The sequence below is a fragment of the Sphaerisporangium perillae genome (assembly GCF_023276435.1).
In the GTDB taxonomy this organism is placed as follows: Bacteria; Actinomycetota; Actinomycetes; order Streptosporangiales; family Streptosporangiaceae; genus Sphaerisporangium; species Sphaerisporangium perillae.
Genome location: NZ_JALLPO010000001.1, coordinates 230,163 through 253,349, shown reverse-complemented (window position 1 = coordinate 253,349; position 23,187 = coordinate 230,163). Strand labels below are relative to the sequence as shown.

Annotated in this window: 22 protein-coding genes; 9 read left to right on the top strand and 13 right to left on the bottom strand. The window is 69.4% G+C overall.

Annotated elements, in window-relative coordinates; translation table 11 throughout:
* Positions 1 to 36: 36 nt before the first annotated feature.
* A complete protein-coding gene (locus tag MYF83_RS01110; protein WP_248958216.1) occupies positions 37 to 1,311 on the bottom strand; it encodes an ABC transporter substrate-binding protein in 1,275 nt (424 codons plus the stop codon).
* Positions 1,312 to 1,660: 349 nt separating this feature from the next.
* Here MYF83_RS01110 and MYF83_RS01105 point away from each other — a divergent pair, with 349 nt between their 5' ends.
* Both MYF83_RS01105 and MYF83_RS01100 read left to right on the top strand, forming a co-directional pair.
* A complete protein-coding gene (locus MYF83_RS01105; RefSeq protein WP_248958215.1) occupies positions 1,661 to 2,281 on the top strand; it encodes a pentapeptide repeat-containing protein in 621 nt (206 codons plus the stop codon).
* 819 nt (positions 2,282 to 3,100) lie between these two features.
* Positions 3,101 to 3,244, top strand: a complete 144-nt coding sequence (locus MYF83_RS01100; protein WP_248958214.1) for a hypothetical protein — start codon at positions 3,101 to 3,103, stop codon at positions 3,242 to 3,244.
* Between the two features lie 171 nt (positions 3,245 to 3,415).
* Here the strand turns inward: MYF83_RS01100 and MYF83_RS01095 are convergent, their stop codons facing one another.
* Positions 3,416 to 3,571 (bottom strand): hypothetical protein, encoded by a 156-nt coding sequence (locus MYF83_RS01095; protein ID WP_248958213.1) that lies wholly within the window; start codon positions 3,569 to 3,571, stop codon positions 3,416 to 3,418.
* A 15-nt stretch (positions 3,572 to 3,586) separates the two neighbouring features.
* Between MYF83_RS01095 and MYF83_RS01090 the strand changes: the two genes are divergently transcribed.
* Positions 3,587 to 5,419 carry an ABC transporter ATP-binding protein gene (locus tag MYF83_RS01090; RefSeq protein ID WP_248958385.1) on the top strand — a complete coding sequence of 611 codons (1,833 nt, stop codon included), beginning with the start codon at positions 3,587 to 3,589 and terminating at the stop codon, positions 5,417 to 5,419.
* 221 nt (positions 5,420 to 5,640) lie between these two features.
* Here the strand turns inward: MYF83_RS01090 and MYF83_RS01085 are convergent, their stop codons facing one another.
* The gene (locus MYF83_RS01085) at positions 5,641 to 6,054 is read right to left on the bottom strand and encodes a MerR family transcriptional regulator (protein WP_248958212.1); all 414 of its coding nucleotides are present in this window, start codon (positions 6,052 to 6,054) and stop codon (positions 5,641 to 5,643) included.
* A gap of 75 nt (positions 6,055 to 6,129) precedes the next feature.
* Complete coding sequence (locus MYF83_RS01080; protein ID WP_248958211.1) at positions 6,130 to 6,786, bottom strand: TetR/AcrR family transcriptional regulator; 657 nt, start codon at positions 6,784 to 6,786, stop codon at positions 6,130 to 6,132.
* Between the two features lie 53 nt (positions 6,787 to 6,839).
* Between MYF83_RS01080 and MYF83_RS01075 the strand changes: the two genes are divergently transcribed.
* Positions 6,840 to 8,180, top strand: a complete 1,341-nt coding sequence (locus tag MYF83_RS01075) for a GH1 family beta-glucosidase (RefSeq protein ID WP_248958210.1) — start codon at positions 6,840 to 6,842, stop codon at positions 8,178 to 8,180.
* A 97-nt stretch (positions 8,181 to 8,277) separates the two neighbouring features.
* On the opposite strand, the gene MYF83_RS01070 is transcribed toward MYF83_RS01075, so the two are convergent.
* A complete protein-coding gene (locus tag MYF83_RS01070) occupies positions 8,278 to 9,177 on the bottom strand; it encodes a coiled-coil domain-containing protein (RefSeq protein WP_248958209.1) in 900 nt (299 codons plus the stop codon).
* A gap of 385 nt (positions 9,178 to 9,562) precedes the next feature.
* Here MYF83_RS01070 and MYF83_RS01065 point away from each other — a divergent pair, with 385 nt between their 5' ends.
* A complete protein-coding gene (locus MYF83_RS01065; RefSeq protein WP_248958208.1) occupies positions 9,563 to 10,999 on the top strand; it encodes an aldehyde dehydrogenase in 1,437 nt (478 codons plus the stop codon).
* Between the two features lie 153 nt (positions 11,000 to 11,152).
* On the opposite strand, the gene MYF83_RS01060 is transcribed toward MYF83_RS01065, so the two are convergent.
* Together MYF83_RS01060 and MYF83_RS01055 are read right to left on the bottom strand one after the other, a co-directional pair.
* Positions 11,153 to 12,280 carry an acetate/propionate family kinase gene (locus MYF83_RS01060; RefSeq protein ID WP_248958207.1) on the bottom strand — a complete coding sequence of 376 codons (1,128 nt, stop codon included), beginning with the start codon at positions 12,278 to 12,280 and terminating at the stop codon, positions 11,153 to 11,155.
* Positions 12,277 to 13,032, bottom strand: a complete 756-nt coding sequence (locus tag MYF83_RS01055; RefSeq protein ID WP_248958206.1) for an alpha/beta hydrolase — start codon at positions 13,030 to 13,032, stop codon at positions 12,277 to 12,279. The genes MYF83_RS01060 and MYF83_RS01055 overlap by 4 nt, the downstream gene beginning before the upstream one ends.
* Before the next feature lie 493 nt (positions 13,033 to 13,525).
* Here MYF83_RS01055 and typA point away from each other — a divergent pair, with 493 nt between their 5' ends.
* Positions 13,526 to 15,379: a translational GTPase TypA gene (typA, locus tag MYF83_RS01050; protein WP_248958205.1), complete on the top strand. Its 1,854-nt coding sequence runs from the start codon at positions 13,526 to 13,528 to the stop codon at positions 15,377 to 15,379.
* Between the two features lie 66 nt (positions 15,380 to 15,445).
* Here the strand turns inward: typA and MYF83_RS01045 are convergent, their stop codons facing one another.
* The 3 genes from MYF83_RS01045 to MYF83_RS01035 form a co-directional block, all read right to left on the bottom strand.
* Positions 15,446 to 16,246 (bottom strand): polysaccharide deacetylase family protein, encoded by an 801-nt coding sequence (locus MYF83_RS01045; protein ID WP_248958204.1) that lies wholly within the window; start codon positions 16,244 to 16,246, stop codon positions 15,446 to 15,448.
* A 107-nt stretch (positions 16,247 to 16,353) separates the two neighbouring features.
* Positions 16,354 to 16,659, bottom strand: a complete 306-nt coding sequence (locus MYF83_RS01040; protein ID WP_248958203.1) for a hypothetical protein — start codon at positions 16,657 to 16,659, stop codon at positions 16,354 to 16,356.
* 127 nt (positions 16,660 to 16,786) lie between these two features.
* Positions 16,787 to 17,368 carry a helix-turn-helix domain-containing protein gene (locus tag MYF83_RS01035; protein ID WP_248958202.1) on the bottom strand — a complete coding sequence of 194 codons (582 nt, stop codon included), beginning with the start codon at positions 17,366 to 17,368 and terminating at the stop codon, positions 16,787 to 16,789.
* 84 nt (positions 17,369 to 17,452) lie between these two features.
* Here MYF83_RS01035 and MYF83_RS01030 point away from each other — a divergent pair, with 84 nt between their 5' ends.
* Positions 17,453 to 18,289, top strand: coding sequence for an EamA family transporter (locus MYF83_RS01030; RefSeq protein WP_248958201.1), 837 nt, complete (start codon positions 17,453 to 17,455; stop codon positions 18,287 to 18,289).
* 6 nt (positions 18,290 to 18,295) lie between these two features.
* On the opposite strand, the gene MYF83_RS01025 is transcribed toward MYF83_RS01030, so the two are convergent.
* Both MYF83_RS01025 and MYF83_RS01020 read right to left on the bottom strand, forming a co-directional pair.
* The gene (locus tag MYF83_RS01025) at positions 18,296 to 18,679 is read right to left on the bottom strand and encodes a RidA family protein (RefSeq protein ID WP_248958200.1); all 384 of its coding nucleotides are present in this window, start codon (positions 18,677 to 18,679) and stop codon (positions 18,296 to 18,298) included.
* Positions 18,680 to 18,847: 168 nt separating this feature from the next.
* The gene (locus MYF83_RS01020; protein WP_248958199.1) at positions 18,848 to 19,444 is read right to left on the bottom strand and encodes a sigma-70 family RNA polymerase sigma factor; all 597 of its coding nucleotides are present in this window, start codon (positions 19,442 to 19,444) and stop codon (positions 18,848 to 18,850) included.
* A 286-nt stretch (positions 19,445 to 19,730) separates the two neighbouring features.
* Between MYF83_RS01020 and MYF83_RS01015 the strand changes: the two genes are divergently transcribed.
* On the top strand, positions 19,731 to 20,804 hold the full coding sequence (locus MYF83_RS01015; RefSeq protein ID WP_248958198.1) for a PLP-dependent cysteine synthase family protein: 1,074 nt from the start codon (positions 19,731 to 19,733) through the stop codon (positions 20,802 to 20,804).
* A 140-nt stretch (positions 20,805 to 20,944) separates the two neighbouring features.
* Here the strand turns inward: MYF83_RS01015 and MYF83_RS01010 are convergent, their stop codons facing one another.
* Positions 20,945 to 21,949: an ABC transporter substrate-binding protein gene (locus tag MYF83_RS01010; protein WP_248958197.1), complete on the bottom strand. Its 1,005-nt coding sequence runs from the start codon at positions 21,947 to 21,949 to the stop codon at positions 20,945 to 20,947.
* A gap of 107 nt (positions 21,950 to 22,056) precedes the next feature.
* On the opposite strand from MYF83_RS01010, the gene MYF83_RS01005 reads away from it, so the two are divergent.
* Positions 22,057 to 23,094, top strand: a complete 1,038-nt coding sequence (locus MYF83_RS01005; RefSeq protein ID WP_248958196.1) for a FecCD family ABC transporter permease — start codon at positions 22,057 to 22,059, stop codon at positions 23,092 to 23,094.
* The last annotated feature ends 93 nt before the right edge of the window (positions 23,095 to 23,187 follow it).

Sequence of the window (23,187 nt, the reverse complement as noted above, 5' to 3'; positions counted from 1 at the left end):
GATGCGACGCGCGGGCGCGAGCCGTACGAGATCAGCTCACTGATTGTTGGTCTTGGCGGCTTCGACGAGCGCCTGCTGCAGCTTGGCCGGGTCCTTGCTCTGCAAGAACAGGCCGACCGCCTCGGTGATGGCCGTCTTCCACGCGTCGTTGGCGACGACACCATGCTGGATCGAGCCGGCCAGTTTGTCGTTCGCCCACTGGGCGAGGTCCCACTCGAGGTAGTCCGTGTAGAGGCTCTTGTCGGCGTCCTTGCGGGCGGGGATGGAGCCCTTCTTCGGGTTGAAGGCGTCCTGGCCCTCCTTGCTCGCGGCGACCTTGAGCCACGCCAGGGCGCCGTCCTTGTTCGGAGCGCCCTTCGGGAGGGTGAAGCTGTCCGACAGCCACATGAACGTGCCGTCGGTGCCCGGCGAGGCCGCCCAGTCGAAGTCCTCCTTGGAGGTCTTGCCGAGGCCGCCGTCCGGCGCGTTGTGGAAGTAGCCGTAGGCCCAGTCGCCCATGATGTTGAACGCGGCGGCGCCGTCGGCGACCTGCTTGGCCGCCGGCTGCCAGTCGTCCTGCGGCGGGCCGGCGTACGACAGGATCGTCTTGAAGTCGTTGAGCGCCTTGGTGACGTTGGCGCCCGACCAGTCGGCGCCCTTGGCCCACAGCGCGTTGTAGGCGTCGGTGCCGAGGGAACCGAGCAGCACGCTCTCCATCAGGTGGACGACGGTCCACTCCGAGCCGATGGACAGCGGGATCTTCCCGGTCTTCTTGACGGCCGCGAGGTCGGTGATGAACTCCTCGATGGTCTTCGGCGCGGCGGCGATGCCCGCGTCCTTCAGCACCTTGGGGTTGAACCACAGGACGTTGGAGCGGTGGATGTTCACCGGCACCGAGTAGACGTTGCCCTCGTAGGTGATCTGGTCGACCAGCTGCTGGGGGAACACGTCCTTCAGCTTGAGCTCGTCATAGAGGGAGTTCAGCGGCTCGAGCTTGCCGGCCTTGATGTAGCCCTGCAGCTCGGCGCCCGCGTGCCCCTGGAAGGTGTCCGGCGGCTGGTTCGCCTGCAGCTTGCTGGAGAGCAGCGCCCGCGCCTTGTCTCCCGAGCCGCCGGCGACGGCCGCGTCGAAGAACGTCAGGTCGGGGTTCTGCTTCTGGAAGATCTCCCGCATGGCCTTCAGGCCGTCGGCCTCGCCGGGGCCGGTCCACCAGGAAAAGACCTCGACTTGCTTCGTCGCGGTCTGCCCGCTGCCGGTGCCCTTCTCGTCACCACCACCGCCACAGGCGGAGAGGGAGAGGAGGCCTGCCACGGTGACCGCGACGGCCGACATCCACCGTCGTCGCATTACTTTTGGTCCCTTCACGGTTCGAGGAGGCTGTCCACACAAGCCCGCCCCCGTCTACCAGGCCGTAGGTGACAACGTTGTCAGTACGCAATCAACCCACCTCACAGCCCGAATCGTCAAGGGTGCGCGAATAACGTCTCCATATAGCGCCGGTGGCCTCCGCCGGAGCGCCCGGACGGGAAATCGTCGGTGGGGCGCACTAACGTAAGAAGGCCCTCGACGAAGGCGCGGAACCGCGGCAAAGAACGCATGGTCACGACCCGCCCCCCGGCACGAAAGGCCTCCACAGCCATGACCTCCGCCCCCGCCGTCCGTCACCATCGCCGGGCCCACCGTGGCTGAGCGCAAGCACGGCCGGCCGGCGCCGGAGACGCTCACGTCCATCGTGTCCGACGACTGGGATGGGCGAGACCTTTCGGGCGAGCACCACAGCCAGGTGGCCTTCGTCGACGTGGACATGACCGAGATGGCGAACGAGGGGGCGGTCTTCTCCGACTGCTCGTTCCGGGGCGTGCGGTTCAATGCCTCCACGCACTCCGACGCCGCGTTCCTCAACTGCACCTTCACGCGGTGCGGCTTCTTCGACACGACCTTCACCGGCTGCAAGCTCGTCGGCAGCATGTTCGACGGGTGCACCTTCGACCTGCTGAAGGTCGACGGCGGCGACTGGTCGTTCGTCGGGTTCCCCGGGGCCAACCTGAAAGGAACGTCGTTCACCGACGTGCGGATGCGCGAGGCCGACCTCACCGGCGCCCGATGCGAGGGCGCCACACTCCGGCGGGTCGACCTTTCCGGCGCCTGGCTGCACAGCGCCGATCTCACCCGGTGCGACCTGCGCGGCAGCGACCTGTCAGCGCTGGACCCGGCGACCGTGACCCTGCGCGGCGCGGTGGTCGACCTCCCCCAGGCGGTCATGATCGCCACCGCCCTCGGCCTGGACGTGCGCTCCGGCTGACCTGAGCCGAAGTCCCGCCGCGCCCGAGGACGAACTCGGGTCTGTGACACCTGCCCTGCGTGAGGGGGCGAGCTCGGGCCGGTGACGCCGGACGTGCCGTGACCCGAGCTCGCGGGCCGCGTGCCCCTGGGATCGGTCTCCACCCCTCCGAGGTGACCTCGCCCGTCTCGCGGGACACGGGCCGTAAGGGTGGCCGGCCCCGGAGGGAACGCCGCGCGTGGCGGTCACACTCCTCAGCACGGGGCCTCGGCCATCACGCAAGTGTTCCACCAACAAACGCAGCGCGCTCATCACCCGCCACGATTCGTATCCATGAAGACCGCCGGACGCCGTGCACGGCGGCACATCGGGCTTTCCCTCGGCTGAATCGTCTTTCCGGGACGAACCCGAGCGATCACTGTCAAGGTCGTCTCAGCGTCCACATCGACCGCAGAACGTGATGATTTTCTCGAATTACCACCTTCCGTAATTGTGACCGTATTGGTTACTCTGCTCTGATCACGTCCAAGGAAGGCGCCTCGCCGAGGTGATCGTCACCCCGGCTCTGGCACGTTCCCGTGGAAGGTGCACCGCTCGGGGCAGAGTCGGAACGATCAGGCGGCAGGAGCTCGACGGTGACGCGAAGACGGGTCCGTCCCTCTCGCGGAGTCACCGAAAGGTGCCTGCTAAAAGCATGGTTACGGCTCGACCGTTTCATACGAAGAGTGATGAATCCAGGCCATGACTGCGATCTGTCGTCACGGAAGGTAAGATTCCACGAGCACCGGCCTCCAGAACGACCTCCGGGCCGGCAAGGGCATTTCACGTCGGGAGACGCAGATGGAAACCGTCGACCTCGAAGACCTGGGCCTCGAACTCCTCCTTGTCGCCGCGCTGCACCAGGAGGCCGAGCGCCTCGCCGCCCAGCTTCCGCAGCCGCCGGAGGACGATGTCGAATGGGGCGCGACCTGCTTCCGAAGCTGACCCCGCGCGGCCGCCGGGTGGCCGCACACCCTGGCATAAGTCGCCGAGCAGAATAATTGCGGCTTTCAACGTAAAAGCCCGCCTTTACGACCGCCGCTTTAAACTGTCGGTGGCGGCGGTCACACTGCCAGCATGGCCGACCTTCCCCAGGAACCATCCACTCCTGACGGCTCAGCGCCGGACGACGCCCCCTCCGACGACACCCCACCGGCCGCCCCAAGCCCCGATGGCTCCCCTGGCGGCCCTGGCCCTGGCCCTGGCTCCGATGGGCGGCCCGGGGAGGACGCGCCTGTCGACCTTGGCGAAGTCACCTTCAGCGACTGGCACGCCCACACCGTGACGATGACCGGGGTCGGCTTCCTCACCGTCGCACGCAGGCTCCCCGCGCTCATCGGCCACGCCGTCCGCCTGGCCTGGCGGGCGAGCCCGCGCGACACCGCGGCCACCATCGCCCTGAGCGTGCTGGGAGGCGTGTTCACCGCCTTCGGCCTGCTCGCCACGACCGGGGTCCTGCAGGCGCTGTTCTCCGCCGGCCCCACGCCCGACCGCGTCAGGGCCGCCCTGCCCAGCCTGCTGCTGGTCGGCGCGGCCGCGGCGCTGCGCACCGGCCTCGAGGCGGGGGCCGGCTGGGCGCAGTCCCGCCTGGAGCCGCAGGTCAGCCGCATCGCCGAGAAGCAGCTCTACGAGCTGACCAGCCGCGTCGATCTCATCCGCTTCGACGACCCCGAGTTCCACGATGCCCTCGAGCGGGCCCGCATGCGCGGCGTCTCCATGGTGGACAGCGTGGTGGACTCGGCGATCGACCTGCTCACCGGTCTGATCGGCATCGGTGCCGCCGCGGGCGTGCTCGGCATCCTGCATCCCGTGCTGCTGCCGCTGCTCCTGCTCGCCGTCCTGCCCGACGCCTGGGCCGCCGTCCGCTCGGCCCGCATGCGCTACACGATGATGTACACCTTGATACCGGTCCGGCGGCGCAAGTGGATCCTCACCGGTCTCATGGCGGCCAGGGAGACCGCGGCCGAGGTGCGTTCGTTCACCATGCGGCGCTTCCTGACCCGGCTGTACGACGCGGTGTCGGGCGCCGAACAGGAGGCCGTCCTCGCCGTCGCCCGGCGCCAGGCGGTGGCGCGGATCATCGGCGAGGCGTTGGGCGGCCTCGGCACGGCCATCGTGTACCTGGCGCTGGGCGTCCTGCTCGCGATCGGCGCCGTGCCGCTGGCGGTGGCCGGCACGGCCGTGCTCGCCATCCGCTCGGGGCAGACCTCACTGGCCAACCTCATGTTCTCCACCAACCGGCTGTACGAGGAGGGCCTCTACTTCACCGACTTCCTCGACTTCTGCGACAAGGCCCGCGCGCGGAGGGGGCCCGCCCGTTCCCTGGAGGCGCCGCAGGCGTTCCAGCGCATCACCGTGGACGACGTCACCTTCAACTACCCGGGCAAGGAGGAGCCCGCCCTCGATCACGTCTCGATCCACCTCGACCGGGGCGAGGTGGTCGCGCTCGTCGGCGAGAACGGCTCGGGCAAGACGACCCTCTCCAAGATCATCGCCGGGCTGTACGACCCCGGCGATGGGCAGGTCTTATGGGACGAGGTGGACATCCGGCAGGTCGACCATGAGGAGCTCCGGCGGCACATCGCCGTTATCGCCCAGGATCACACTCGCTGGCCGCTGACCGCGAAGGACAACATCTGTATGGGCCTTGAGAAGGGAGTGGAGGCGTTGCACTCCTCGGCGGAGGTCGCGGGGGCCGACCAGGTGATCGCCGAGCTGCCGCAGGGCTACCGCACGCTGCTCGACCGCCGCTTCAAGGACGGGCACGAGCCGTCCGGGGGTCAGTGGCAGCGCATCGCCGTGGCCCGGGGCTTCTACCGCGACGCGCCGCTGCTGATCTGCGACGAGCCGACGGCCGCGCTGGACGCCCGCGCCGAGCACGCGCTGTTCGAGCGCATCCGCAGGCACGCCGACGGCCGCACCGTCCTGCTCATCACCCACCGCCTGGCCAGCGTGCGCTACGCCGACCGCATCTACGTGCTCGACCACGGCAAGGTCGTCGAGCAGGGCACCCACGACGACCTGATGGCCCTGGACGGCATCTACGCCGACCTCTACACCATCCAGGCCAGCGCCTACGACCCCGCCTACGCCCGGAAGGAGTCCCCCACGAAGATCTGATGGGGGTCCCCACGAACGTCCACCGGGTCACCCAACGTACGTCGGCGCCGGCATCGCCGTACCCCCTCCCGCCGCCGCGGCGCCGGATAACACAACCAGCACACCAAGCGGGAAAGGACCCACCCGGCCGAGGCACGCAGTCATGGCGCTGGAACGGTGAGCCCCACGCGAAGGTGTGCGGTCGCCGCGCTGGACCGGTCAGGGCGTCGTGGCTGGACCGGTCAGGGCGTCGTGGGGTCCTCGGGGCGGGTGCGGGGGGTTGGGGTGTTGCGTTGGGCGAGTATGTCGCGGTAGTGCTGGATCTTGCGCTGGATGGCGGCCTGTCTCTCCCTGAGCCGGGCGATCTGCGCCTCGACCTCGTGGTCGTGGGTCTCCAGCAGGGTGATGCGGTCACCGATGGTCTCGCCCCCGCCACGGACCAGTTCGGTGAAGCGCAGCATCTCGGCGATCGGCATCCCGGTGTCGCGCAGGCAGCGCACCATGCCGAGCCAGCCGATGTCCTCATCGCTGAACCGCCTCTGCCCGGCGGCGTTGCGTTCGATCGGCTCCAGCAGGCCGATGCGCTCGTAGTAGCGGAGGGTGTCGAGGCTGAACCCGGTCTCCTCCGCGACCTGTCCCGGTGTATAGACGCTCACCGCCCGAGGATCCCACCTGGAGTGGGCTCCAGGTCAAGCCCGGACAGCCCACCCCCGGCACGGGGGCGGTGGTGGTCAGCGTTCGGGGAGGTGGTCGGCCAGGTAGCGGCGGACGAGCTTTTTGCACTCGGTGATCAGGTCGGGGTCACCGTCGGGGTGGGCGCGGAAGGCGAGCTTCAGCACCGCGTCCGCGGCCTCCACGGCCACGATGAGCGCGCGGTCCAGGCCGGGTCCTCTCGGCGCGCCGAGGAGGTCGATGGTGAGCGCCCGCAGCCGGTCGGCGACGATCACGTTGTTCTCCAGCGCGGCGTCCAGCAGGCGGTTGGTGCCCTTCAGCGGCGGCGCTCCCGGGGAGGGAAGTATCTCGCCGAAGTCCACGATGGCGAACCCGGGGATGGTGCGCTTCATCGCCACGAACTCGTCCACCGCCAGGTCGACGGCGTCGGTCCAGTCGGTGATCTCGGCCGAGCCGAGCCGGGCGGTGAGCCGGTCGAGGAAGGCGTCGAGGTTGCGCAGCGCCAGCGCCCGTACGAGCCCCTGCTTGTCGGGAAAGAACTGGTAGAACGTGCCGATGGGCACGCCGGCGCGGCGGGCGACCTCCTTGGTGGTCAGCCCGTCGTATCCCACCTCGTCGAGAAGCCGGGCGCACTCGTCGAGCATCCGTTCGACCCGCTCGACGCTGCGGCGCTGAGCGGGACGGCGGCGGAGCGTCCCTGCGGAGACGTTCGTCATTCCCCCATCATCCTCCCGATCCCGGTGCTGCGCTTAACATGAGGTCTACTCATATGCCGGAGGTCACCATGTTCCTTTGGGGTACGGCTACCGCGTCCTACCAGATCGAGGGCGCCGTGGCAGAGGACGGTCGGGGCGCGTCCATCTGGGACACCTTCACCCATGATCCCGGCCACGTGCGAGATGGTCACACCGGAGACGTCGCCTGTGACCATTACCACCGGTGGTCAGAGGATGTCATGCTCATGGCGGATCTGGGGGTGAACTCCTACCGCTTCTCCATTTCGTGGCCGAGAGTCCATCCTGAGGGCCGGGGGAAGGCCAACAAGGCGGGGCTGGACTTCTACGACCGGCTCGTCGACGAGCTGTGCGCCAAGGGCATCACCCCGGCGGTCACGCTGTTCCACTGGGACCTCCCTCAGGCGCTGGAGGACGAAGGCGGCTGGCTGAACCGCGACACGGCCCACCACCTGGCGGAGTACGCGCACACCGTGTCGGGCCGCCTCGCCGACCGGGTGCCGATGTGGATCACGCTCAACGAGCCGTTCATCCACATGGTCTTCGGCTACGCCCTCGGGACGCACGCGCCGGGCAAGGCGCTGCTCCTGGACGCCCTGCCGGTCGCCCACCACCAGTTGCTCGGCCACGGCCTCGCCACGCAGGCGCTACGGGCGAACGGCGCCGAGCGGGTGCTCATCACCAACAACTGCACCCCGGTCCGGCCCGCGTCCGGGTCCCCCGAGGACCTGCGGGCTGCCGAGGCGTACGACACCCTGCACAACCGGTTGTTCAACGATCCCGTCCTTCTTGGGCAGTATCCGGACCTGTCGGCTTACGGGGTGACCACCCTGGACGCCGTCCGGGACGGTGACGCGGAGATCATCGCGCAGCCCCTGGACGGCCTCGGGATCAACTACTACAACCCGACCCGCATCGCCGCTCCGGCCGAAGGAGCCGACACCGGCGGGCTGCCGTTCGAGGACGCCGGCGTCACCGGGTACCCCACGACCGCCTTCGGCTGGCCGGTGGTCCCCGACGGCCTGCGCGAGCTGCTCACCGGGCTCAGGGCGCGGTACGGCGACGCGCTGCCGCCGGTGTACGTGACCGAGAACGGGTGCTCCCAGGCCGACGAGCCCGGCCCGGACGGCGTGGTGGACGACCAGGCGCGGATCACCTTCCTGGACGGGCACATCGAGGCGGTGCGCGCCGCCATCGCCGAGGGGGTGGACGTACGGGGCTACTACGTCTGGTCGCTGCTGGACAACTTCGAGTGGGCCGAGGGGTACGACCAGCGGTTCGGCCTGGTCCACGTCGACTTCGCCACCCAGAAGCGCACGCCCAAGGCGTCCTACCACTGGCTGAGGGAGCGCATCGCCGCCCACCCGGAGCCGTGACCCCCGGAGCCGTGACCCGTCGCCATGGCCCGGGCAGGTGTGAAAGGACAAACGCCATCTCAACTCGTGGATATGCGTCAGATGCGATATCCCCTGCTTAGAAGACCGACACGTGGACGTGGTCGTAGTGGTTCGCGGTGACGCCGCCCCGGTCGGACATCGTCCGCCACCCCGCGCCGGTGCGGATGTCGTAGTAACGCTGCCGCCAGATGATGTACATGATGCCGAGCTGGCGGCCGTTCTCGATGCACCACTGGGCGAGGGCGTCGCCGCGGGCCTGGGCCGCCGCGTCGGGCATGCGGCCACCCGTGCTCATCATGAAGTCGCAGGCGCGGCCCTTGCCGTGCTCGCCGGGGTCGCCGGGGCGCAGGCATCCGACGCCGAACGGCATCGGGAAGCCCTGCAGGATGACGTTGCGGATGCTCACCATGCGGGCGGTCAGGCCGCTTCCCGCGTCGGGGGCCTGGAAGCCGAACTTCCTGAGCAGTTGCCCGACGTCCTTCTTCTTGGCCTCGAGCCGGTCGATCTCCTTCTTCAGGTCGGAGATCTTGCCGTCGGCCTCCTTCTTGGCGGTCCGCGACTCCTTGATCAGCCCGCTGATGCGGTTCAGCCGCTGGTTCTTCTCCTCGGCGAGGTAGGTGACGGTGGCGGCCTGTCCCAGTATCGAGTCGGGATCGCCGCTGTAGGTGAACACCTTCGGACCGTCGATCGTGCCTGACATGTACGAGTTCGCATAGAACTGCGCGATCTGCTTCTCGGCGGCGGCCAGATCGGTGCGCAGCTTCTTCATGCGGTTCCCGGCCTTCTGGGCCGCGTCGCGGGTGTCCTCGAGGCTCTGGATCTGCCCGCGGTAGGCCTTCTGCAGGTCGGCCGCCTGCTTGGTCAGCTTCTCGAGCTGCGCCTGCGGACTGGGCTTGGCCTCGGCGGGCGGTATGACGAGCGCCGTGAACAGGCCCAGCAGGACGGCCGCCAGTGTGATCGCACGGCCTGAACGCATCAGCCCTCCTCACTCCAGACGCCCCGGCACTCCAGAAGCCGATCTCCGGGGCGGTCACGCGATCGGAAGAACCTATACACCATTGGCGAACTATCTACCACTTCACGACTACGCAGCGTGCGGCTTTGCCGAGAATTGGGCCTACCTCACATCCGGACATCTGCGGCATTACACCGTGATCATGTAGCCGGACGATCGGGCGACCGATCCTATCCGGGGACGCTTCCCGCGGTCCCCGAGTCTTGCCAACAAGGACAGAACATGGTTCTGTCACAGCGACCGGACGACGTGGCCCCTTGTGAGCCCGGCCCCGCGCGGCAAGACTGAAAACAAGCAAGCATTCGGTCAAATAGGACCCCGGCCCGCCCGACCAGGAGGCAGACACATGCTCCAGCACGACCGTCTTTTCATCGGGGGCGACTGGGTGGCTCCCTCGGGCACCGCGACGATCGACGTCGTATCGCCCCACACCGAGGAGATCGTCGGCCGCGTGCCCGACGGCACCCCCGCCGACATGGACCGCGCGGTCGCCGCCGCGCGCGAGGCCTTCGACAACGGCCCGTGGCCGAGGATGTCCATGGCCGAGCGGGCCGAGGTGGTCGGGAAGCTCACCCAGCTGTACGCCGCGCGGCAGGCCGAGATGGCCGAGCTGATCACGCTGGAGATGGGCTGTCCCATCACCTTCTCGCAGCTCGCCCAGGCGCCGCAGCCACTCGGCATGCTGCAGTACTACAGCGAGCTCGGTAAGACCTTCGCGGTGGAGGACGAGCGTCCCGGCATGTTCGGCCCGGTGACGGTGCGGCGCGAGCCCGTCGGCGTGGTCGCCGCCGTGGTGCCGTGGAACGTCCCGCAGTTCGTCATCATGACCAAGCTCGCCCCCGCGCTCATCGCCGGCTGCACGGTCGTGGTGAAGCCCGCCCCCGAGACCCCGCTGGACTCCTACCTCCTCGCCGAGATGATCAAGGAGTCCGGCATCCCGGAGGGCGTGGTCAACATCGTGGCCGCGGGCCGCGAGGCGGGTGAGCACCTGGTGTCGCACCCGGGCGTCGACAAGGTGGCCTTCACGGGGTCCACCGCGGCCGGACGCCGCATCGCGGGCATCTGCGGCGAGCAGCTGAAGCGCTGCAGCCTGGAGCTGGGCGGCAAGTCGGCGGCGATCATCCTGGACGACTGCGACCTGAACGCGGCCATGGGCTTCCTGTCCATCGCCTCGCTCATGAACAACGGCCAGGCCTGCGTGGCGCAGACCCGCATCCTCGCCTCCTCCTCCCGGTACGACGAGGTGCTCCAGGCCGTGGCCGACATGGTCAGCGGCCAGCCGGTGGGCGACCCTGCCGACCCCGCCACCGGCATCGGCCCGATGGTCGCCAAGCGCCAGCAGGAGCGGGTCGAGGGCTACATCAAGATCGGCATCGACGAGGGCGCCAAGCCGGTCGTCGGCGGCCTGGACCGTCCCCGCGACCGTGGCTGGTACGTCGCGCCGACCGTCTTCGCGGGCGTCTCGAACGACATGCGCATCGCCCGCGAGGAGATCTTCGGCCCCGTGCTGTCGGTGATCCCCTACGAGAACGAGGAGGACGCGGTCCGCATCGCCAACGACAGCGACTACGGGCTCTCCGGGACGGTCTGGACCTCCGACACCGACCACGGCATGGACATCGCCCGCCGGGTCCGCACGGGCACCTACGGCGTGAACATGATGAACACCATGGAGCCCTCCGCCCCGTTCGGCGGGTACAAGGCGAGCGGCATCGGCCGTGAGCTGGGCCCCGAGGGCCTTTCCTCCTACCTGGAGTACAAGTCGATCGCCCGCCTGGGCTGACCGTTCGTGCGCAGCCGTCGCCCAGCGCGCCCCCGCGTCGCTGGGCGACGGCCCCGCAATACAAGGATGTCCGAGATCGCCCCCGCCAGGAGTCCTGCCCCGGTAAGGACTTCGCCTGGCGGATCTCATACCTCCTTTGGAGGTAGACGACATTTATTCGGAATTGGTTCGCGCCACTACGGCTGCGGTCTCCATGGCGATCTCCAGCTCCTCGTCCGTCGGCACGACGGCGACCTTCACGGCCGAGTCGTGGGCGGAGATCAGCCGCACGCCGTCGGCGGACGAGTTGCGCGTGGGGTCGAGCCGGATGCCCATCGGCTCCAGGCCGGAGAGCACCTTGCGCCTGACCTGGGCGGAGTTCTCCCCCACACCGCCGGTGAAGGCGATCACGTCCACGCGGCCGAGCACCGCGCAGTAGGCGCCGATGTACTTCCTCAGCCGGTGGCAGTACACGTTGTAGGCCAGCACGGCCTCCTCGTCGCCCTCTGCGACCCGTGCCAGCACCGCCCGCATGTCGTTGTCGCCGCACAGGCCGTGCAACCCGCTGTCGTGGATGAGCATGGCCTCGACGTCGTCGGGCCCCATCCCGCCGCGGATCAGATGGAAGATCACTCCGGGGTCCACGTCGCCCGACCGGGTGCCCATGACGAGCCCTTCCAGCGGGGTCATCCCCATGGAGGTGTCCACGCACCGTCCCGCCGAGACCGCCGAGGCGCTCGCGCCGTTGCCGAGGTGCAGGACGATCACGTTGGCCAGCTCGGGCTTGCCGATCATCTTGGCCGCGACGCGCGAGACGTAGGCGGTCGAGGTGCCGTGGAACCCGTACCGCCGCACGCCGTACCGCTCGGCCACCTTGCTGTCGATGGCGTAGGTGCGGGCGGCGGGGGTGATCGTGCTGTGGAACGCGGTGTCGAACACGGCGACCTGCGGCAGGTCGGGGTGGAGCCGCCGCATCACCTCGATGCCGGCCAGGTTCGACGGGTTGTGCAGCGGGGCCAGCGGCGCGGCCTCCGCGATCTGCTCGACGACGTGGTCGGTGATCAGCGTGGGCCCGGTGAACGCCCCCCCGCTGTGCACGACGCGGTGGCCGATCGCGGTGAGCTCGCCGGAGTACTCCGCCACCTCCTCCGCCACCCGCAGGAGGGCCGCCTCGTGGTCGGGGAAGCCCGACCCCGGCTCACCGATGCGCTCGATCTTGCCGGTCTTGTGCCGTGTCGGCCCATCGAGGTCGATGAGCTGGTACTTCACCGACGAGGACCCGGAGTTGATCACCAGGATCATCGCTGCACCTCCGAGAGCCACGCGCCGATGCGCTTGATGAGGTCAGGGGTGGCGGAGGATTCGGCGTGGCCGTACCCCCGCTCGATCCACAGCTCCTTCGGCTCGCGCGCCGCGTCGAAGAGCTGGTGGGGGTGGTCCAGCGGGAAGAACGTGTCGGCGTCGCCGTGCACGATCAGCAGCGGCGTGGGCGCGATGCGCTCGACCGCCTCGTGCGGGGCGAGCGGCACCGGATCCCACTTGCCCGACTGGATGCGCGTGCGCTTGGCGAGGCGGGCCGCCAGCCGCCCGGACGTCCGCTCGATGGCCCAGTGGACCTGCCGCATGGGACGGGTGCCCCGGTAGTACCAGCGGGCGGGGGCGCTCACGGCGACCACCGCGTCGGTCCCCCGGTGCAGGGCGGCGTGCCGTATGGCGACCGCGGCGCCCATCGAGAAGCCGACGGTGGCCACCCGGGAGTAGCCGACGGAACGGGCGTGGGCCACGGCGGCGTCCAGATCGAGGACCTCCGCGTCGCCGACCGTGGACAGGCCGCCCGACCTGCCGTGGCCGCGGAAGTCGAAGGCCACCACCCCGCCGAAGCCGCTCAGCACGTGGGCGATGCGCCGGGTCGTGCCTTCACGCCAGGATCCCGTGAAGCCGTGGGCGATGACGATGCCGAGATCGACGTCCCCTCGGGAGGGGGTGTGCGCCGCGTCGATCCGCACACCGTCCTTTGTCATCAGCGTCGCGGGGAATGCTGTGGCAAGCGGCATGGAAAAAGCTTAAGGTTCGTTCCAGCGCAGATCGACGAGGTGTGCGAAGGATGGTCCGCCGCGACCATGCGGGCCTGGGCCTTGGCTGCCATCGGCGTCACCCAGCCGACCATGAACGCGCCCAGCACCAGTGCCCATACGGCGAGGCGGCATCGTTCTCCGACACGCCGCCTGCACGACAAGTGGCCGGCCTGTTCGGCCACCCGGTGTGCGGAGGCGGCGGCTCGCGTCAGTCCTTCGTCCACCATGGTGGCTGTCTTCCCGAGCGAGGACGTCTTAGTCCAGAATGCCTTTTCCGGTACCACCGGAGCCGCCTTCGGGTCCGGCCCTTCCCTGGTCAACGGGGGCCGACGGGCATAGCGAAAAATCATGAACAGTGCCGGAAATGTTCCTTTTGCACGGTCACGGCACCTGGTGGTAACAGCGATCAACTAAAATGGGGGAGGCCGCAGTGTCCGCGGCCCGCCTCCACGACCCAGAGCGAGACTCCATCATGCCTTTGAACAGCCGCGACGACCTGCGGAACATCGCGATCATCGCGCACGTCGACCACGGGAAGACCACGCTCGTGGACGCCATGCTCTGGCAGTCCGGGGCGTTCCGCGCCAACCAGGACGTCGACGAGCGGGTCATGGACTCCAACGACCTGGAGCGCGAGAAGGGCATCACCATTCTCGCGAAGAACACGGCGGTCAAGCACAGCGGCATGACCCTCAACATCATCGACACCCCCGGCCACGCCGACTTCGGCGGCGAGGTCGAGCGCGGCCTTTCGATGGTCGACGGCGTCGTGCTGCTGGTCGACGCCTCCGAGGGCCCGCTGCCGCAGACCCGGTTCGTGCTGCGCAAGGCCTTCGCCGCCAAGATGCCGGTCATCTTGTGCATCAACAAGGTCGACCGGCCGGACGCGCGCATCAAGGAGGTCGTGGACGAGGTCTACGAGCTCTTCATGGACCTCGACGCCACCGAGGAGCAGATCGACTTCCCGATCGTCTACGCCTCCGCCAAGGCCGGCCGGGCCAGCCTGAACCGTCCCGAGGACGGCGGCATGCCCGACTCCGACGACCTCGAGCCGCTGTTCGAGACGATCACCAAGACGATCCCGGCGCCGGTGTACGACCCGACCGCGCCGCTCCAGGCGCACGTCACCAACCTGGACGCCTCCAGCTACCTCGGCCGCATCGCGCTCTGCCGCGTCCACCAGGGCACCATCAAGAAGGGCCAGCAGGTCGCCTGGTGCCGCACCGACGGCAGCATCCAGCGGGTCAAGATCAGCGAGCTGCTGATGACCGACGCGCTGGAGCGCAAGCCCGCCGAGCAGGCCGGGCCCGGCGACATCATCGCCATCGCCGGCATCCCCGACATCATGATCGGCGAGACGCTGGCCGACCCCGAGGACCCGCGCCCGCTGCCGCTCATCACGGTCGACGAGCCCGCGATCTCGATGACGATCGGCACCAACACCGGCCCGCTCGTGGGCAAGGTCAAGGGCTCCAAGGTCACCGCCCGCATGGTCAAGGACCGGCTCGACAAGGAGCTGGTCGGCAACGTGTCCCTGCGCGTCCTGCCCACCGACCGGCCCGACTCCTGGGAGGTCCAGGGCCGCGGCGAGCTGGCGCTGGCCATCCTGGTCGAGCAGATGCGCCGCGAGGGGTACGAGCTGACGGTCGGCAAGCCGCAGGTCGTCACCAAGACGATCGACGGCAAGCTGCACGAGCCGGTCGAGCGGCTCACGGTGGACGCCCCCGAGGAGTACCTCGGCGCGATCACCCAGCTGCTCGCCGTCCGCAAGGGCCGCATGGAGCACATGACCAACCACGGCACCGGCTGGATCCGCATGGAGTTCGTGGTCCCCGCCCGCGGGCTGATCGGCTTCCGCACCGAGTTCCTCACCGAGACGCGCGGCACCGGCCTGGTCCACCACGTCTTCGAGGCCTACGAGCCGTGGTTCGGCGAGCTGCGCACGCGCAACAACGGCTCGCTGGTCGCCGACCGGGCCGGCGTGGTCACCGCGTTCGCGATGATGAACCTCCAGGAGCGCGGCACGCTGTTCGTCTCGCCGACCACCGAGGTCTACGAGGGCATGATCGTCGGGGAGAACTCCCGCGCCGACGACATGGACGTCAACATCACCAAGGAGAAGAAGCTCACCAACATGCGCTCCTCCACCAGTGATGAGACCGAGAAGCTCATCCCGCCGCGCAACCTCTCGCTGGAGCAGGCGCTGGAGTTCTGCCGCGAGGACGAGTGCGTGGAGATCACCCCGGAGACCGTCCGCATCCGCAAGGTCGTCCTCGACGCCGCCATCCGGGGCCGCAGCGTCGCCCGGGCCAAGCGCGGCGGCTGACCCCGCGGCCGGCGCGGCGGCTGACCCCGCGGCCGGCGCGGCGGCGGCACCGCCGCCGCGCGGGTCTCAGCGGCTCGTCTTCTCGCCCTCCTGCTCGCCGGCGTAGCGCTTGCCGGGAACGAGCTCCTGCGTTCCGTACAGCTCCGACACGGTCACGAACGTGTAGCCCCTGGCCTGCAGGTCGTCCAGCAGGCGGGGCACGGCATCGGCCGTGCTCTTGTGGATGTCGTGCAACAGCACGACCGAGCCGGGGCTCGCGGCCGCTGCGCGGCGGGCGACGAGCGCGCTGTCCCTGTCGCGCCAGTCGAGGGTGTCCAGATCCCACAGGATCTGCGCCAGCCCGGCGTGCCCGGTCTCCTCGGCGACCTTGCCGTCGGTCGCCCCGTACGGCGGGCGCATCAGCCGCATCGTCGTCCCGGTGACCGCCCTGACGACCTGCTGGGTGCGCTCGAGCTGGTCGCGAAGGGCGTCGTGCGACAGCGAGGTGAGCGACGGGTGGTCCCAGGAGTGGTTGCCGAGCTCGTGCCCCTCCGTGACCATGCGGCGCAGGAAGGGCGCGGTCTGCGGGTTCACCATCTGGCCGACCACGAAGAACGTCGCCCGGGCGTGGTGCTCGGCCAGCACGTCCAGCACCCTGCCGGTGTAGTCGAACGGTCCGTCGTCGAAGGTCAGCGCGACGCACTTGACCTGTTTGCAGCGGATGGACCGGCTGGGCGGCGCCACTATCGGGCGAGTGCCCGGCCACCCCGGCTGCTGCGCGATCACCCGCAGGGCCAGGACGGCGGGATCGTCCGGCGCCCGCACGGGCGCGGACGTGCGCACCCGGATGACGTCATCCTGCAACCCCTCCCGAACGGGCGCTCTCACCTCGCCGCATCCCGGCAAGCATAGAAGCAGCGAGAGTGAGAGGGACAGCCAGAGTGCCCCTGTCCGAACAGATGCCACCGCGCGCTCCCCCCGAACAGCGGCAGGGGTCACGGATAGTCGTCGGCCGTTCCCCCCCGCAGAGTCTTGGCCAGCTCGTCCCACCAGGGCGGGGCATCGGCCTGCAACTCTGCGTAACGACGCGCCACGCGAATGGCGCAACCCTCCGGATCTGTACCCAGATGGCGACGTTTCACCACGCCCTCCTGCCAACGGTAAAAACCATCGCGAAAGGTGACTACCAGGCCAATCCAGACAGAGAGGATCGCGTCATCGCATACGTCGTACGCGTCGGTCACCCCCAGGCCGACGAGCTCCACCCGGAGCTTCGCCAGCGCCGCACGGGCGTCAGTCACCCGTCCACCTCCCGGCGACCACGAGCCGGCCGGAGCGGTAAGCCATGAGCGCACACACCCGTGATGTACCCGCGTTGGGGGAAGCTTTGCACTTTCGTGGTCGAGACGTGACCTAGCGGTTCGAGCGCTACTGGTCGGGGGTCTCCCGCGGCTCGGTGAGGACCATGATGAAGCGGAGCGTTTCCTCGCCCTCGTTGGCGTAGCGATGGGGCCGGTCGGCGCTGAACAGCACGGCCTCGTCACGGCCCACGACGTGGCTGTTCCCGTAGACCGACAGGGTCAGCTCGCCTTCCAGCACGGTCAGCATCTCCCGCGTGCCGGGAGGGTGGGCGTCCCCGTCGTGGAACTCCCCCGGCTGCAGGGTCCAGTCCCACAGCTCCAGGATCGCCGGGGCGTCGGAGCCGACCAGGAGCCGCGCCGAGCCGCCCTTGTCGCTGCGCCACAGGGTGACCACGTCGGAGGAGTGGACCACCCGGACGACCGGCGTGTCGGAGACCTCGACGAGCCGGGCCACGGTGACCCCGAGCGCGTCGGCGATGCGCGTCAGCGTCGTGACGCTCGGGTTGGTGCGGCACTGCTCGATCTGCACCAGCATCCCGCGGCTGACGCCGGAGCGCGCCGCCAGCGCGTCCAGGGTCAGCCCCCGGTGGGCGCGCTGGGCGCGGACGTTGTTCGCGATCGCCGCGGTGACCGTCTCCGGATCAGGCATGAGTGCAGTGTAGTGCGATTTGTGTACACCAGATTAATCCCAATATATTGCACTAACAGTGCAATTCGTTGGGGGTGAATGGGCGTGACAGCGGTCTTGCTGGCGACGGCCTGTGCGGTGGTCTACGGAACGGCGGACTTCTTCGGCGGGCTGGCCACACGACGCTCCCGCGTCCTCGCCGTGGTGATGCTCACGCAGGTTACCGGCCTGCTGTTCGTGCTCCCGCTGCTCCCCCTGCTGCCCGGCGCCCCGAGCGTCCAGGCGCTGGCGTGGGGCATGGGGGCGGGCCTGTGCGGCGGCCTGGGGGTCATCCTGTTCTATCGGGCCCTCGCCGGCGGCGTGATGTCGGTGGTGGCGCCAACGACCGCCACCACCTCGGCCACGCTGCCGGTGCTGGTCGGCCTGGCCATGGGCGAGCGCCCGGAGCTCGTCGCCCTCGGCGGGGTGGTGCTCGCGCTGGCCGCCGTCACCCTGGTGAGCCGCGACTCCCAGAGCGGCGGCGGCAGGACGCCCCTCCGGCCGGTGCTGCAGGCGCTCGCCTCCGGCCTGGGCTTCGGCGCCTTCTTCGTCCTGCTCAACCAGGCGCCCGACGACACCGGCATGTGGCCGCTGTTCGGTGCCCGCCTCGCCTCGGCGATCCTCGCCGCCGGCATCGCGCTGACCACCAGGCGCACGCTCCGGCCCGGGAAGGGCGCCCTGCCCACCATCATCGCCGCCGGGGTCCTGGACATGCTCGCCAACGTGCTGTACCTGCTGGCGGTGCAGCGCGGCATGCTGGTCGTGGTCGCGGTGCTGGCGTCGCTGTATCCCGCGAGCACGCTGCTGCTCGCCAGGTACGTGCTCGGGGAACGGCTCAACGCGGTGCAGGCGGCGGGCGTCGGCCTGGCCCTCGGCGCCGTCGCCCTCATCGCCTCGGCGTAGCGCCGGTTACGCGCGGTGCGCCGTGACCTCGATCTCGATGCGCATCCGCGGGTCCGACAGGCCACAGACGATCATCGTCGCGGCCGGGCGCACGACGCCGAAGTACCGCCGCAGCACGGGCCAGCACGGCTCGAAGTCATCGGCGTCCGGCAGCATGTACCGCACGCGCACCACGTCCGCGAACGAGCACTCCGCCTCGTCCAGGGCCGCCTCGATGTTCTTCATGCACTGCTCGGTCTGTTCCACGATGTCGTCGGAGATCGTCATGGTCTGATAGTCGAACCCTGTCGTCCCCGCCACATGCACCCAGTCGCCGTCGACGACCGCCCGGGAGTACCCGACCGCCTGCTCGAAGGTGGACCCACTTGAGATCAATCGCCGTGTCGTCATGGCGAGCACCGTAGGCATACGGCGAGGTGTACGTCCACAGGGGGAACGCGGACGGCGTGTCGGCCCTGGACCGTAAAGAAGGCCGGCACGGTGGTCACCGTGCCGGCCTCCGCACTCCTGATGCCGGGCCGCGGGGCGGGAGGCGCCCTCCAGCCGCCCGAGCGCGTGTCAGGCCGCCTGGAACTGCGCCGAGGCCCGCAGGGCCCCCTCCTCCTGCGCGTACCCCTCCAGCATCGTCCGGAGCTGCCGGCGGCCACGGTGCAGGCGGGACATGACCGTGCCGATCGGCGTGCCCATGCGCTCGGCGATCTCCTTGTACGCGAACCCCTCGATGTCGGCGAGGTACACCGCCACCTTGAAATCCTCGGGCAGGGACCGCAGGGCGTTCATCACGACGCTGTCGGGGAGCTGCTCCAGCGCCTCGGTCTCGGCCGAACGCAGACCGGTGGACATGTGCGACTCGGCGGCGGCGAGCTGCCAGTCCTCGATGTCCTCGGCCGCGGAAAGCTTGGGCGAGCGCTGCTGCTTGCGGTAGTCGTTGATGAAGTTGTTGGTCAGGATGCGATGGAGCCACGCCTTCAGGTTCGTGCCAGGACGGAACTGGTGGTACGAGGTGTATGCCTTGGCCACCGTCTCCTGCACCAGGTCCTCCGCGTCAGCGGTGTTGCGGGTGAGGCGCATGGCGGACGCGTAAAGCTGGCTCGTCACGGGCATGACGTCGCGCTCGAACCACGCCTGACGCTGCTGGTCGGTCATCGAGATCATTTAATCCCCCTCATGCCTGCTGTCCCCCGTTACCCATCCGGCATGAACCCATGCAGGCTCTGTAACCGCTTTACTCCATCTGACGGCTGATCACATGCTTACGGTTCACCCATAAGGGTGACGTTAGGGGTCGAAGCAGGTCAGCAGGGGTTTTTCAGCGATTGACCCGGAGTGGTAACTCCACACGCCGAGGCCGGACAAGTCTCATTATAGTAACAGACAACGGACAAAACGGAGGAAAGTGTGGTAAGGGTCACATAGATCGGGCACACGATAGCGTATGGCCATGAAGTACGTGGATCGGCACGATCCGGCGACTCGGGCGTGGGTGGCCGAGGCCATCCGCACGGTCGAGGCGGACGCCAACCGCAGCTGCGACACCCACCTGCACGTGTTCCCCCTGCCACCGCAGTGGGGCATCGACCTCTACCTGAAGGACGAGTCGGTCCACCCCACCGGCTCCCTGAAGCACCGCCTCGCTCGCTCCCTGTTCCTGTACGGCCTGGCCAACGGCTGGATCGGGCCCACCACCACCGTCGTCGAGGCCTCCAGCGGGTCGACGGCGGTCAGCGAGGCGTACTTCTCCCGGATGCTCGGCCTGCCGTTCGTCGCGGTGATGCCCGCGGCCACCTCGCCGGAGAAGATCGCGCTGATCGAGTTCTACGGCGGCAAGTGCCAGCTCGTCGACAACCCCCGGGCGATCTACGAAGAGTCCCGCCGGCTGGCGGAGGACACCGGCGGCCACTTCATGGACCAGTTCACCTACGCCGAGCGCGCCACGGACTGGCGGGGCAACAACAACATCGCCGAGAGCATCTACCAGCAGATGTCCCTGGAGCGGCACCCGGAGCCGGCCTGGATCGTCGTCGGCGCCGGAACCGGAGGCACCTCCGCGACCATCGGGCGCTACATCCGCTACCGCCGCCACCCGACGCGCCTGGCCGTGGTCGACCCGGAGGGATCCGCCTTCTACCCGTCATGGGTCGCCGGCGACTCCGGCATGATCGCCCTGGGTTCGGGGATCGAAGGGATCGGCCGGCCCCGGGTCGAGCCCTCGTTCATGCCCATGGTCATCGATCGCATGATCCAGGTGCCGGACGCCACCTCGATCGCCGCCATGCGGTGGGTCCGCGAGGTCACCGGCCGCCACGTCGGCGGGTCCACCGGGACGAACGTCGCGGCTGCCGTGGAGCTCATCAAGGAGATGCGCGAGAACGGCGAGCGGGGCAGCGTGGTCACGCTGATCTGCGACGGCGGCGAGCGCTACCGGTGCACCTACGACGATGACGACTGGCTCGCCGAGCGGGGGGTCGAGATCCAGCCCGCACTCGACGAACTCCGCGCCTTCCTCGCCTTCTGACCGGCTCCGGCCCTGGCGCCACCTGACACCGGTACCGGCACCGGCCGCCCTGGCGCCACCTTCCGACACCGGCCAGGTCTTCCGACACCGGCCAGGGCGCCGCCCCATCAGGCGGGACGGCGCCTGGGAGGCCGGGGAGGTCACGCCTTGGCGGGGTCCACGCCGAAGGCCGAGGCCAGGTCGTCCAGGATGACGTGGGCGCCCTGGATGCCGCAGGCGGTCATCCACGTGATGTCGTCCACCTCGTGCCGCTCGCCCTTCAGCCGGCCCCACAGCGGGTTGGCCTCGAACTTCTCCTGAACGTTGCGGACGTCGCCCTTCTCGTCGGGGTAGGTCGCGACGAAGATGTGGTCGGCGTCGAGGTCGGCGATCCGCTCCTCGCTGATGTTCACGACGATCGTCTCGGTGGTGGTGGGCTGCCCTTCGGGACGGGGGAAGCCGGCGTCCTTCAGCACGATGCCCGAGTAGGAGTTCTCGACGTAGAGCCGGACGGTCGGCTCACCGGCGAAGCGGGCGATCGTGACGGTCGGCATCGTGCCGCCGTTCTTCTCCTTGACCGCCTGGCCGATCTTCCCCGCCCGCTCCTCGTAGGTCTTGATCTTCTGCTCGGCGAGGTCCTCCTTGCCGAGCGCCTCGCCCATCAGGCGGAGGTTGTCCTTCCAGATGGCCCCGGTGGTCTCGCTGAACACCGTCGGGGCGATCTGCGAGAGCTTGGCGTACAGGGCCTCGTGCCGGACCTTGGCCGAGACGATCAGGTCGGGCTCGAGCGCGATGATCTTCTCCAGGCTCGGGGCCTCCAGCGTGCCGACCACCTGCGCGTTCTGGCCGTTCCGCTGGACGCTCGGCCCCAGATACGCGGGCAGCTCATCGGTGAGCGCCCGGTAGGTCGTGAAGCCCACCACATCGGTGTCCAGGGCCAGGACCGCGTCCACGAAGCTCTGGTCGAGTGCCACGACGCGCACGGGCCGGCTGGGGACCTTGGTCTCCCCCATCGCGTGCTTCACCACGCGGGGGAAGGCGCCGGCGCTCGCCCCTCCGCTCGACGGCGCCGCCCCGGGGTCGGCGGTGGTCGCCTGCCCGGACCCGCATCCGGTCAGACCGATGAGCACGGCCGCGACCACACCGAGGGCGCTCAGCACTCGCATCGAAGTCATCCTCCATAAATGTTAGGCAAACCTAAGTTAGCTTAGGCATGCCTAATCTGGCATACTCGTCACGAATCGGCAAAGGACGGGAGCGGCGAGGGGTGGTCATGACGGCGGCGGCCATCGAGCGCCGGCCCCTGCGCCACCTGCGCGCCAGAAGGCTCACGATCCTCTCCGCTCTGGCGGTCGCGGTCATGGTGGCGGTCGTCCTCAGCCTCATGGTCGGAGCCAGACCGGTGCCCCCGGCGGACGTCTGGCAGGCCCTGTGGAGCCCGTCCGGGAGCGAGCCCGACCTCATCGTCCGGGATCTGCGCGTCCCGCGCACCGCCCTCGGAGTACTCGCCGGCCTGGCCCTCGGCGTCGCCGGCGCCCTGATGCAGGGCCACACCCGCAATCCCCTGGCCGACCCCGGCCTGCTCGGCGTCACCCAGGGAGCGGCGTTCGCGATGGTGCTGAGCATCGTCGTGCTCCGCCTGAGCAGCGTCTACGGCTACATCTGGTTCGGCCTGGCCGGAGCCCTGATCGCCAGCGCGGCCGTGTTCGCCCTGGGGCTCGCCGGCGGCCGCGGCGCCCCCACCCCGGTCACCCTCGCCCTGGCCGGCACCGCCGTCAGCGCGTTCCTGTACGCGCTCACCTCGACGGTCGTGCTGCTGGACCAGCAGGCCATGGACATGTTCCGGTTCTGGCAGGCCGGGTCGATCGCCGGCCGCGACAGTGCGGTGGCGGGGCAGGTGCTGCCGTTCGTCGCGGTGGGGCTCGCCCTCGCGCTCGCCAACGCGCCCGGCCTCAACGCCCTGGCCCTCGGCGAGGACGTCGCCCGCGCGCTCGGCCGCAACATCGCGCTCACCCGCTTCCTCGGCATCGCGGCGATCACCCTGCTCACCGGGGCCGCGGTCGCCGCCTGCGGCTCCCTCGCCTTCATCGGCCTGATCGTGCCGCACCTGGCCCGCGCGCTCGCCGGACCCGATCACCGCTGGCTGCTGCCGTACTCCGGGCTCGCCGGCGCGGCCCTGCTGCCGGCCGCCGACGTCGCCGGGCGCGTCGTCGCGCACCCGGGCGAGCTGGAGGCCGGCGTCGTCCTGGCCCTGCTCGGCGCGCCCTTCTTCGTAGCCCTGGTCCGCCGAACCCGATCGCCCCGCCTATGACCGCCCCGCCCTTGGCCGTCCCGCCCTTGGCCGTCCCGCCATCGATGGTCCCGCCACGCACCGTGCCCGCCCACGCCGGCGCCGTCCCCCTCG